At 34.2% G+C, this 12254-nt stretch carries 10 protein-coding genes; 5 read left to right on the top strand and 5 right to left on the bottom strand.

The features are described 5' to 3' along the window. Window positions 1-401 precede the first annotated feature (401 nt). Window positions 402-1145: an oxygen-insensitive NADPH nitroreductase gene (gene nfsA, locus ACLHDF_RS02540; RefSeq protein ID WP_413917460.1), complete on the top strand. Its 744-nt coding sequence runs from the start codon at window positions 402-404 to the stop codon at window positions 1143-1145. 224 nt (window positions 1146-1369) lie between these two features. Here the strand turns inward: nfsA and ACLHDF_RS02535 are convergent, their stop codons facing one another. Next, complete coding sequence (locus ACLHDF_RS02535; protein WP_053488288.1) at window positions 1370-1729, bottom strand: winged helix-turn-helix transcriptional regulator; 360 nt, start codon at window positions 1727-1729, stop codon at window positions 1370-1372. Window positions 1730-1953: 224 nt separating this feature from the next. On the opposite strand from ACLHDF_RS02535, the gene ACLHDF_RS02530 reads away from it, so the two are divergent. Together ACLHDF_RS02530 and ACLHDF_RS02525 are read left to right on the top strand one after the other, a co-directional pair. Continuing rightward, window positions 1954-2688, top strand: a complete 735-nt coding sequence (locus ACLHDF_RS02530) for an NADPH-dependent F420 reductase (protein WP_413917459.1) — start codon at window positions 1954-1956, stop codon at window positions 2686-2688. Between the two features lie 129 nt (window positions 2689-2817). After that, window positions 2818-3714: a DMT family transporter gene (locus ACLHDF_RS02525; RefSeq protein WP_413917458.1), complete on the top strand. Its 897-nt coding sequence runs from the start codon at window positions 2818-2820 to the stop codon at window positions 3712-3714. Window positions 3715-4499: 785 nt separating this feature from the next. Here the strand turns inward: ACLHDF_RS02525 and ACLHDF_RS02520 are convergent. Then, window positions 4500-5012, bottom strand: a complete 513-nt coding sequence (locus ACLHDF_RS02520) for a DUF3231 family protein (RefSeq protein ID WP_413917457.1) — start codon at window positions 5010-5012, stop codon at window positions 4500-4502. Between the two features lie 359 nt (window positions 5013-5371). On the opposite strand from ACLHDF_RS02520, the gene ACLHDF_RS02515 reads away from it, so the two are divergent. Next, the gene (locus ACLHDF_RS02515) at window positions 5372-6226 is read left to right on the top strand and encodes a manganese catalase family protein (RefSeq protein WP_413917456.1); all 855 of its coding nucleotides are present in this window, start codon (window positions 5372-5374) and stop codon (window positions 6224-6226) included. A gap of 722 nt (window positions 6227-6948) precedes the next feature. Here the strand turns inward: ACLHDF_RS02515 and ACLHDF_RS02510 are convergent. Both ACLHDF_RS02510 and ACLHDF_RS02505 read right to left on the bottom strand, forming a co-directional pair. After that, a complete protein-coding gene (locus ACLHDF_RS02510) occupies window positions 6949-7158 on the bottom strand; it encodes a small, acid-soluble spore protein, alpha/beta type (protein ID WP_413917455.1) in 210 nt (69 codons plus the stop codon). A gap of 377 nt (window positions 7159-7535) precedes the next feature. Next, a complete protein-coding gene (locus ACLHDF_RS02505; protein WP_413917454.1) occupies window positions 7536-7763 on the bottom strand; it encodes a small, acid-soluble spore protein, alpha/beta type in 228 nt (75 codons plus the stop codon). Between the two features lie 333 nt (window positions 7764-8096). On the opposite strand from ACLHDF_RS02505, the gene ACLHDF_RS02500 reads away from it, so the two are divergent. Beyond that, window positions 8097-10160, top strand: coding sequence for a thioredoxin domain-containing protein (locus tag ACLHDF_RS02500; protein WP_413917453.1), 2064 nt, complete (start codon window positions 8097-8099; stop codon window positions 10158-10160). Window positions 10161-10846: 686 nt separating this feature from the next. On the opposite strand, the gene ACLHDF_RS02495 is transcribed toward ACLHDF_RS02500, so the two are convergent. Continuing rightward, entirely contained in the window at window positions 10847-12037 is a 1191-nt protein-coding gene (locus ACLHDF_RS02495) for a DHH family phosphoesterase (protein ID WP_413917452.1), read from the bottom strand. Between the last annotated feature and the right edge of the window lie 217 nt (window positions 12038-12254).

The raw sequence follows: 12254 nt of genomic DNA, 5'->3' as shown, positions 1-12254 counted from the left end.
AAAGTCCAATCTCTCTACTTTAATACACAGGGATTGGACTTTTTTTATCGGGAATTTCTTAACGTTATAAATCTAGATTTTTCCTATGCTATTACAATAACGGACATAAGAGCTCTCTTTAAAGGTAGTGAGTATTACCATACGTTGTGTTATCCACTCATGAAGTTTCTTGAAAAACCATCTTTATATAATTTAAACGTCTTTAACTCCTTTTACCACTGTTAAGTACAAAAAATCGTACTAGAGCAATTAAAATTGCCCTCTTCATAAATTAGAGTGAGGATTTTATTATTGTCTATGCAAGTAAAATTAACTTTTACAAATAGTTCTAGCCCAGCTCGATAATTATGAAAAAATTAGTTTTTAATTTAATATTTAGGAAAGAAAGGAAGAATGTCAATATGAATAATACAATAGAATTACTTTCTAGTCATGCCTTTATTCGTTCTTTTACAGATCAACCCTTGACAGAGGAACAACGGGATGCAATCTTTAAGGCAGCTAATCAAACTTCATCATCTTTTAGCCTTCTACAGACCGTTTCTATCATTAGGGTTACAGATCTAGATCTTCGGAAACAAGTGATGCAGCTATCCGTCAATCAACCATATATAGAAGAAGCAGCAGAGTTTTGGATTTTTTGTGCAGATTTTAACCGAAATCATCAAATTGCTCCCAAAGTAGATCTCGACTATATTGAATACCTTTTGACAGGTTCATTTGATGCTGGGCTAATGGCTCAAAATACTTTAACCGCAGCCGAATCAATGGGGCTTGGTGGTGTATATATCGGTGGAGTAAGAAGTAATATTACAGAATTAACTGAGGTATTAAATTTACCAAAGTATGTGGTTCCTTTAGTAGGCCTATGCATAGGCCATCCTGCTGGGGAGAAACCTGGACTAAAACCACGTTTACCTCAATCAATGGTCATGTTTGATAATCAGTATCAACCACTAGATGAAGAAAAATTAGCACTGTATGACCAACAGATGCGTGACTATTACCAAAATCGTCCTGTTAAAGCTCCTTTCACAGTAAAGAAAGTAAAAGGATGGAAAGCTCATATTGAGGATCATCTTGAAAGAAGTAAACTGCCTTTTATGCTTGATTATTTAAACAAACAAGGATTTGCTAAAAAATAAACTAAATTTGGTATTGTTATCTACTTTTTAATGTTGTCTGGATTAGGAACTTACTCACATTAAAGTAATAGATTTTTTTACAAATATAATTCGTTTTCCATAAAACGATACCTAAAGGAAAAGAAAGAGCGTAAACCTAATGAACGCCAAAGGGTTACGCTCTTTCTTCTAACATTTTTATATAAATTAGCATTCCTGCTTACACCTATAAGGCTCTTGACATTTCACTCAGGTTTTTCTCCGAATTTTTTGCCGAAATTCTCCATCATATCAAGTATGGGAATAAATTCTCGCCCCTTAGTTGTTAAGGAATATTCAACACGTGGAGGCACCTCTGGAAAAACTTCTCGCTTAATTAGTCCATCTGTTTCTAGTTCTCTCAACTGTTTTGTAAGAGAACCTTGGGAAATGTCCCATAAAAAAGCTTTAATTTCACTATAACGACGTTCTTTTGTTTTTAAAAACCAAAGGATAATATACTTCCAGCGTCCTGAAAGTATATTTTGGGTATAAGCTATGCCATATACTTCTCTTTGTTCCTTTATACACTCTTTGTCAAATCCATCTTTACATATTCTAGACATCTTTTCACCTGCTTTCTACTCTTAAGTACAAAAAAATGTACTACGGCAATTTTTATTGCCTACTTCAAAAAAATGAGAAATGATTTTATTCTAGTATATGTAACAGAAATACTCAATACGTTTTTAATATCTAATAAATATATGTGTACGGTTTAAAAACATATCATTGTGCAACTTTAAGTAAAGCAATTCTTTTATATGCAAATTTTTGAGGAGGAACAGTAATGAGGTTTGGAATTATAGGTGCAGGACCAATTGGGTCAACTATTTCTAAAAAATTAGTTAAGAATGGGCACGATATCAAAATTGCAGATGCAAGGGGAATGGAATGTTTAGAAGGAAAAGAGCTTGCTGCAACACCTGTACGTGTAGAGGATGCAATTAAGAATATTGAAGTTCTTATAATATCTCTCCCTATAGAAGTAATGCCAAGCATTCGGAACATTATCAATCAAGTCGAGAAGGAAGTAATTATTGTAGATACTTCAAATTATTATCCTTTTAGAAACGGCAAAATTGAAGAAATCGAGAACGGAATGGTTGAAAGTGTTTGGGTTTCAAATCAATTAGGCAGACCTGCCATTAAAGCTTTCAACAACTTATTAGCCTATACTTTAGAAAGTGAAGGAACATCCGAAGATTCTAGTGGACGAATTGCGATAGCAGTTGCTGGTGATGATCCAGCACAAAAACAAGTAGTCATGGACATAGTGTATGAGCTAGGCTTCGATGCAGTAGACGGTGGTTCTTTAAGTGACTCTTGGAGACAACAGCCAGGAACTCCTGCTTACTGCACAGAGCTAACAAAAGATGAACTCAAGAAAGCGTTGGGAAAGGCAAATAAAGAAAAAGCACCATTATTACGGGACAAGGTGATAGAAAGGATTACGGAAGGAAAAGAAGCTGAATTTTCACATAAGGATGTTGTAAATTTAAACAGAGAAATATATAATTCATAAAAACAAAAGGTGCACTCAGTTAGAGCGCACCTTTTGTTATATAAGACACATCATAATTATTTATCTTCTGGAAAATATCTATTTAAATTAATTTTATATCTAGTAAGTATCCGAAGGAGGAAGAAAGAAATGCTTTTTGGCATTTTATTTACGACTCTATGGGCATCTGGAGCAGTATCTGTTAAATTTGGTCTTTTATCGGCTCCGCCATTAATAATGGGGACTATTCGCTTTCTTTCAGCCGGGAGTTTATTGTTAGTATATGTTTATTTGTTTAGAAAAGGTAAATACCGCATGCCCCAAAAACATGAGTGGAAACCACTGATACTATTAGGTTTATTTAATACTTCTTTGTACCTTGGTTGCGGTTTTTGGGCACTAAAAACCGTATCATCTGGCTTTTTTAATTTAGCCGTCGTTGTTAATCCATTTCTTGTTGCAATTCTGTCCTCAATTTTCATGAATCGTTTCATTCAAAAGAAAGAGTGGATAGGGATGCTTGTTTCAGCCATTGGCTTAGTAATTGCTACATATCCTTTATTGCAAGATGGACATTCCACATTGAGCGGAATAATCTTGCTACTAATTGGCATGATATCCATGGCCATTGGCAGTGTTTATTTTCAAAAACAAAAGTTGCAACTTCCCAGCTTAGTAATTAATGCCTGGCAGGTTTTATTTGGTGGAATTATTTTAATTATACCCTCTATGCTTTTAGAATTAGATGAACCCGTCTTATTTGATATGAATCTGATTTTATATCTAGTGTGGTCCGTTTTAGGTGTTTCAATCTTTGCGATGATCCTATGGTTTTATTTGCTTAAACAAGATGCCGTTAAAGCAAATATTTGGCTATTTCTAACACCTATTGCAGGTTACCTTTTAGCCTCTATCTTATTAGGTGAAAAGGTTACAATATACGATGCCATTGCTTCCCTTTTTGTTTTTACTGGATTATATTTATCAGGTAATTTACGGCTGAATAAATCACCTAAACCTCCATTGGAGAAAAAGGTAGAGGTATAAAAATCTAATAATAATTTACTTTTTGAATAAATTTCGTAACTTAAACCTTTTCCTGAAGGGATATCAGCGAGGGGTTATGATTTATGTTTTAAATAAGTATTTTAATAACAAAAAATTACTGAAGTTAGTATAATAGCCTTTAACTTATCTTCAAATGTACGTCTTGACATATAACACCCCAATTATTAGAGTTTTCTTGTCGAACAATTGGGGGCAGTTCATTTTGACTGGAAAGAAGTAGCCTTTTCTATTTTTAATGGGAGTGGATTAGTTTTTCTTTCATGGAGCATTCTATTTTAGTATATAAAGATTGATTTACTATCCATGAATCATAAATTACATAAGGGCTTTATCGCGTAGTTCGTTTTTTTGATTGTTCCCTTTGTGATTCTCTTTTTCGCAAATTATTTAGTCCGAACAACTTATAAAAAATAATTTATACTCTACTCTTATACAGATGGATAATTAATTGTATTTTGAGCAAACTAATTACATGTACAGTTTCTAAAAGAAAACCTACCTCTGACAAATCGGGTGGGTTTTCTTTTTAATACATAAGTTAGTGATAGCTTGAGCAAACTGCCTCAGATGTGTTAAACGTCAAAATAAATCTTTAGGGCAAGGTTTAGAAAAAGAAGACTACTGTCCAGGGAGCAGTAGTCTTTTTCTGTTTTCAGTCTGTATATAATATACAACTTCATTCACCGTAATTTTCCTTATGAGAAATACAAAAAGGTGCTCCTATTTGCTAGCAAACATCTTTTTTAATGATAAAAAGCTAATGGTTAACAATCTGTCTGTTTAGACTTATGAAGGGGTGGGGGAACTAGCCAGCCTTTTTCTTTATTAAGTCGTAGGAACTTTCCACCAAGGGCTACTTTTTGCATGTGAATTTGACCAAACATCGCTGCGATATCTTCACGAATAGATTGGCCAATCAATTGGCTACATGCAACTAGACCAGCAGCGATATCCATTGAGATAGCCGCAGCGACTTCTGGATCTTGGACGCGTGCACCTACCGGAATATCATCTAAACAGGCTTCTGGACGTTCAGGTGGAGTTGGGGGTAAAGCTACACCGTTCTCTTTTAATAGCTTTTCTACGCCTTTCATTTCTTGTTGACACTGTTCAATCGTTTCTTGTACTAACTTATGTAGATCCTTATCTCCTACATGATTTAGAAACGTTTGATAGCCAGCTACTAATCCTTTTGAGGCAGAAAGAAATGACCATGTTCCAAACACCTCGCCATAATGCATCGGTTCATCTGTAGGATTTCCACTTAAAATACCCATTGTTATCCTCCTTACCATATTCATAATAATGTGTTACCTTTCTTACCATGCACATCCTTAACGTCTCCATATCTTGTGTTATTATTCTTTTATATAGACAAAATGAAGTTGAGCCAAGAATACCCTTCAGTATTTTAAGCATACTATTCAAGATGCATAGACGAGCATCAGCCACAATACCCTTGTTATAGAGAGAGCTGCCTTCTTAGGCAGTTTTTTTGTTTTGATTTATCTATCTTATGGATTTGGAGGTAGCTAAGCATAATCCAGGCTCTCTAATCCTTTGCTAAGGGAATAAATAAAAAAATAAGTGGAAAGATAGATAACGTTATAAACTCTATAAACGAAAGGGAATGGCTATGTATTACTATAAAGAAGAGCTAATTAACATTATTAAGCCAGATAAACCAGATCCAGCAGCCGCAAAAGTTCTACAAGAAATTCTAGGAGGACATTTTGGGGAAATGCGTACGATGATGCAATTCTTTTTCCAAAGTTCTAATTTTAGAGGAAAAGAGAAGCAATTTCGTGATTTACTAAGAGGCATATTCCTAGAAGAAATCAGCCATGTAGAACTCGTACAAAATACAATTAATCAGTTATTAAATGGATCAGGTGAAGAGATGCCAGGGAATGCAGGCGTTGATCAAGCACCCCTAGATGAAGCAGTTAAACATGCGAATCCTCATCACTTTATTATGGGGGCTCAGAGCTCTCTACCTGTAGATGCAGGAGGGAATCCATGGAATGGCTCTTGGGTATACAGCCATGGAAACCTAATTAGTGATTTACTAGACAACTTAGTACTCGAGTCAACGGGTGTGCTTCAGAAGACAAGAATTTATGAAATGAGTTCCAATCAAACCTTCCGTGAAACGCTTGCGTTTCTAATTGTTCGAGATAATGCCCATCAAAATGCATTTGCTAAAGCATTAGAAACATTAGGCGTGAATTGGGGCAAACTTTTCCCTATTCCTAATTATGACATTAACAAATATCCAGAATGTCGTAAATATGTAGAGATGGGCTATCATAACATGCAGTTTAACTTTAGATTAGACCCGACGAGAATTGGTGAAATTATTCAAGGCGAATCTCCAAGTCGAAATAATGGAACATTATCGGTAGCACCGCCACCAAAAGGCTTCCCTGTTCCTGAATTACCAGAAATGCCGAACGAACATAGCCCAGGTTTACGAGATATGAATTTTTGAATGTCTATAAGTAAAGTAGGAAACCAAAAGTCCTTGGTACGGCCATACCAAAGGCTTTTTTCCTTTTTTATTTAAATAGGTGAATGGCATTTACATCTTAATTAAGCCACAAGCTAAAGAGGAGAAGTAACTTGTTCTCTTACACAATACATTACTTACTCTCTATGTAGATGTTTTTTGTTTTTTCCTATATGTTTATTCTCTGTATAAGTAGGTTTTTTTTCTGCAAAACGATGGGGATCCCCTGCTTTATAGTGTCCGTTCTTTGGTCTTTCGAAAGCTGACTGTTCCCAATTTCCTTCGGCGTTTTTATAAGTAAGTCGTACAAATTGGCCATTATTATAAATATCAGCTCGTACATTATTAGAGTCAGTTTAACGTTTCTTGTGGTATTATCTTTAGTGGATATTGCTTTATTTGCCTCTTGAATTGCTTCCCTAATCTCTTCTCTATAAACTGTTCTAAGGTTGCTTTCCTCTCTATTGCATCCCATAATGATAAAAAGGCTAAGTGTAAAAAAGCCATAAAAGAACCTGATACTTATTATTTACTCTCATTAACTCTACATCCCTTGATGAATTTTACTCGCAGCATCATGGCTTAAAATATCCGTTTATAGCGATGCTTTCTTTGGCCTTTTACTTATGATAATAGAAAATTTCTATAATAAAAGGAAGAATGGTTTCCCATTCTCCCTTTAGCCATCACGTTATAAAGTTGTCTTAGAAACGTCCGCCGCCAAGTTGTTGCTCAGCCATTTGTACAAGACGCTTTGTGATTTCGCCACCTACTGATCCGTTTGCACGTGAAGTTGTCTCAGCACCAAGGTTTACACCAAATTCGCTAGCGATTTCGTATTTTAATTGGTCGATTGCTTGTTCAGCACCACGCACTAATAATTCGTTGTTGTTGCTGCTTTTGTTGTTTGCCATGTTGTGTCACCTCCTTGTTTTTCTTAAGATTCCTATTGTGGAAGAAATGTATTCGTGGTAAAAAATGGATGTATGATTCCTTATTTGTTTGCCATATTAAAGAGTAGAAACAAATTACGCTGTAAAAGGTGGAATTACATGTTTCATTTCCTTGTTATAAAATTTATGCACTTGCCATGTGTAGGAAAAGAATGACAACTTGTTTGTCATTCTTTTTTCATGATTTTCTGTAAAAATTTATTTCTTCTTGCACACTACTAGAGCTGAATCCTACTTCACATTTCATAGGAAAATGAAATACGGAGAAAAAGCTACCTGCCTATGAAGCAGGTAGCTAAAGCCATAAATGGTATGAAATTTAAGTGTACATCTCAAAATTAGCGAGAAGTACCTGATTGTCCTGAAAAACCACCAGCTAATTGTTGTTGAGCTGTAGCTACAAGACGTTTCGTGATTTCGCCACCTACTGAACCGTTTGCACGTGCAGTCGCTTCAGCACCAAGGTTTACACCAAACTCACTCGCGATTTCATATTTCATTTGATCGATTGCTTGTTCAGCACCACGTACTAATAAATCATTGTTATTACCACTGTTGTTTGCCATATTGTTTCACCTCCCTTGTGTGTATGCTTTTATCATTTGTATTAAGCGAAAATAGATACCAGGAAAGTATTAACTGAATAAAAGGTGTTTCAACTGTGATAATAAAGAAAGTGATGGATATATTTCTCTCCGTAAATAATTGAAATACCTCCTTCACTTCCTTGTTATCTAAAACATAGTTGCCATGTGGGAAGAGGATTGCAATTGCTATTGCAATCCTCTTTTTAGAAAAAAGTTAACTTATTAATTAAAAAATAAAAACCAGCCTTTACTTATTAAGGGACATTTTTTACACGAAAAAGTTAAAATTTATGATTAGAGTGAGGGAAAAATATGGATGGAAGTATTGGTAAAAAAGCGAACCGTTTACTTTATGAGAAGTCACCTTATCTCCTCCAACATGCTTATAATCCTGTGGACTGGTTGCCTTGGGGGAAAGAGGCATTCGAAAGAGCTGAAATAGAGAATAAACCCGTCCTAGTGAGTATAGGCTATTCTACTTGTCACTGGTGTCATGTTATGGCACATGAGAGCTTTGAAAATGAGAAAGTTGCCCAACTTTTAAATGAAAAATTTATCTCCATTAAAGTAGATAGGGAAGAAAGACCTGATATTGATTCAGTGTACATGAGAATATGTCAATTAATGAATGGGCATGGAGGATGGCCATTAAATGTATTTTTAACCCCTGACCAAAAACCTTTTTATGCAGGTACTTATTTTCCGAGAGAAAGTCATGGCAACAACCCAGGTTTTATAGAAGTAATTGAAAACCTATCAGATATTTTTATAAAGAAACGTCAATATGTAGAAGAAATTGCAAGAGATGCTACCAATAGTTTGAAAATAGATGTAAAAAGAGAGAAGGGAAAATTGTTAGGAGAAGAAGTACTTCATCGTACTTTTCAGGAATTATCTGATCGGTTTGATCCTTATTATGGAGGGTTTAGCGAAGAACCGAAGTTTCCTATTCCTCATATATTAATGTTTTTACTTCGTTATTATAAATTTACTAATAAACAAGATGCTTTAGATTATGTTATTAAGAATCTCAATAGTATGGCTAATGGAGGAATATATGATCATATAGGATATGGGTTTTCTAGATATTCTACTGATAAAAAGTGGTTAGTTCCGCACTTTGAAAAGATGCTATATGATAATGCCTTACTGTTAATTGCTTATACAGAAGCATACCAGGTTACAAAAGATGAGCGTTACAAAAGAATTTGCAAACAAATTATCCTCTTTATTCAAGAAAAAATGACTAATGAATACGGTTCTTTTTATTCGGCTTTAGATGCAGATACAGAAGGAGAAGAAGGGAACTATTACGTATGGTCAAAGGATGAAATTATAAATACGCTGGGCAATGAACTTGGAGAGCTATATTGTATGGTCTACAACATCACTTCTTCAGGTAACTTTGAAGGTCGTAATATTCCTAATTTGATTAATACTCACTGGGAGAAAGTAAAAAAAGAGTTTCGGTTAACCGAAGAGGAGTTATCTATCAAACTTGAAGAAGCAAGAAAAAAATTATTCAAGAAACGCACTGCAAGAAACTATCCCCATACAGACGATAAAATTTTAACATCATGGAATGCTTTAATGATTGTAGGGCTTGCCAAAGCATCCAAAGTATTTGAAGAACCTGATTATCTTCAAATGGCTCAAACTGCTCTTCTATTTATTGAAAAAGAGTTAATTATAGAAGAACGTATTATGGTGCGATATAGAGAAGGCGAGGTGAAAAACAAAGGCTTTATTGATGATTATGCATTCTTATTATGGGCTTATATAGAACTGTATGAGGTATCATTTAATCTTAGTTTTTTAAAAAAAGCCAAGAATTTATGTTCCAAAATGTTAGATTTATTTTGGGATTATGAGGAGGGAGGCTTTTACTTTGTAGGAAAAGATGCAGAAAGCCTAATTGTTGAGGAAAAAGAAATATACGATGGCGCTCTGCCTTCCGGAAACAGCGTAGCAGGTTTGCAAATATTAAGATTAGGCCAAATGACTGGGGATTTTTCTTTGACTGATCAAGGAATTAGAATGTTTTCAACATTTGAAAGAGAAGTTATGGAATATCCAAGTGGTCATACTTTCTTTATGCAAAGTTTATTAGCTTATGTCATGCCTAAGAAAGAAATCGTTATTTTCGGAGATAAAGATGATCAAGAAACAAAAAAACTTATTAAAGGAATTCAGAAAAGTTTCAAACCCAATTATTCACTACTAGTGGCGGAGAAGCCCGAAGATCTTAAAGGTCTTGTAGACTTTGCTTCTCAATATAAAGTGATTTCTGGAAATACAACTATTTATATCTGCGAGAACTATGCTTGTCAGCAGCCAATTACAGACATTCAACAAGCTATAAAGAAATTATTATAAATACAGAATGAAATTATCAATGCTATATTAATACTTCTTCTTATAACAAACATAAAATTAAAAATGTGGGAGAGGATGAGAGTATATTGTTAAAAACATGCCAAAAGAAAGAATACTGTAAAAAGTTCAGAAAAGAGACGATGCATACCCTCAGAGAAGATGCCTTAGAAATTAGTTCTTTTTGCCATGAGTGTAACTCACAACAAGAAATCGTAAAAACATTTTTTTAATCATTGCTTATAATTTTATTCTTGAATAAAAGAATATATCATTATCTTTAGATATTTTGAAAAATATGGTTTAGAATTCGGAAAATAAAGCTAGCCAATTATAAAATGAATAATAAATAGTGAATTGAGCAAACTACTCAAGATGGTATTTTTCATCAAAATCCTTATTTGTAAGATACATGAATTCCAATTTTAAACAGAAAAAGCTCCCTACAGGCTGGGGAGTTTTTTCTGTTTTGGATATATATATGACGTAAAAAGGTAGTTAGCATAATCACTGTGACATGAATACGTAAAAAAGATAGGGAACTCAAATATTTCTTCACTTTTTTATTGCCATGATTATTTAGGTTTTTATTTTTTTTTAATAAACAAGTGTGGATTTTTTAGAATTATAAAAGGCTGCCTAGCTTTCATAGGCAACCTTTCATTCATTAGATTATTAAAACATGGAGCTTATTCTCCATGTTTTAATTTTTTTATATACTTTATTAAGTACTTTACAAAGATATCATCTCTTACTAACCAAGCTGCATAATTCCTCTTTAAAAAGATTTCTGCTTCCTCAAAACTTTTAAATGTATGAATCGATAATCCTTTGCTATTTTCAACTATCCATTCATCCTCATTCTGCGGAGAAATAAGGAACATATCTTCATTTTGAGTCTCGTAGAGAGAACCATAGGAAGATCCTTTCAAATTATATCGATTTCTCTTTGCATCCTCTCGCACAGGATCCAGATGAAATGTATTCGTTACAAATTGTTTATATGCTTCATTCGTTAACGAACATCCAGCAGCTTTGGCATGACCTCCGCCTCCATAGTGACCAGCTACTTCCGATACATCCACATGATCATGAATAGTCCGAAGGCTAATTCTCTTTCCTCCCATATTCAACATGGCAATGTAATCAAGGTGAGGATATTCTTTTCCTAATTCATTGCCAAGTTCTGAATGATATGATTCAGCGTATACAATTCCTGCTAAATATTCATCTACAGAAGTTTGCACCAATTCCCGTCTTTTTCGACGAATATAACGTTCTACTTTATCTTCTTCCATATCTAATATCTTCTGTTCAAACTCGTCAAAAAAGAAATGATCATTGTTTTGAAGCCTGTTAACCATTTTTTCTTCAAACTCGTCGATAGATATTAAAAAGAAGAGGGCATTTAACCTATGTGCCTCTTGGTTATTGTTCTTTTCCCATTCCCAAGTATCATACTGTCTTACTAGTTCTACAAATTCATTAACAGCATCTGAAGTCTTTATAAGCTCATTTTCTATAAGGTATTCATAAAACAAGGATGTTCCTGAGGCTAAATTCCCTTCGTCATCTTCCACGATAACATGTCCCCATTTATATTTGTTAAAATGAAGAGCTGTTTTATGATGATCAAGCAGCTGGACTTTTCCTCCTGTTTGGTAAAATTCTTCAAGTCTTTTTTCATTCTCTTCGTTTACTGATAAATCTGTAATAATTAAATGTGTGTTTTTTTCCTCATTTTCTAAAAACCATTCTACTTCACGGTTAAGTGATGCAATAGAGTTATAACGAATTTTTATTTGGTCTCCAAAAGCTAACCGTGCTAAAATTCCGCATCCAACTCCATCTAAGTCGGTATGTGATAACAATTTATACATGTCTTTCACCTCGAAATTATTATGATACGAGAGACAGGTTTTTAATCATTAAAGCTTTAGATTGCCGAAGAGAACTTAATAGAATTAACGGTTCTTTAGTTAGCTATGTGAGCCTCCAAGGAGTATAATACATAAACATTCCTTCCAATTGGTCTGTTTGAATACAAGTTTCTTTAGGTTTTAATCACATTATGGGAGTTTTTAATTCATATAATGT

The organism is Priestia megaterium (assembly GCF_046599315.1).
Taxonomy (GTDB): domain Bacteria; phylum Bacillota; class Bacilli; order Bacillales; family Bacillaceae_H; genus Priestia; species Priestia megaterium_F.
Note: the sequence above shows the minus strand (reverse complement) of the source record. Positions and strands in the feature narration are given on the sequence as shown.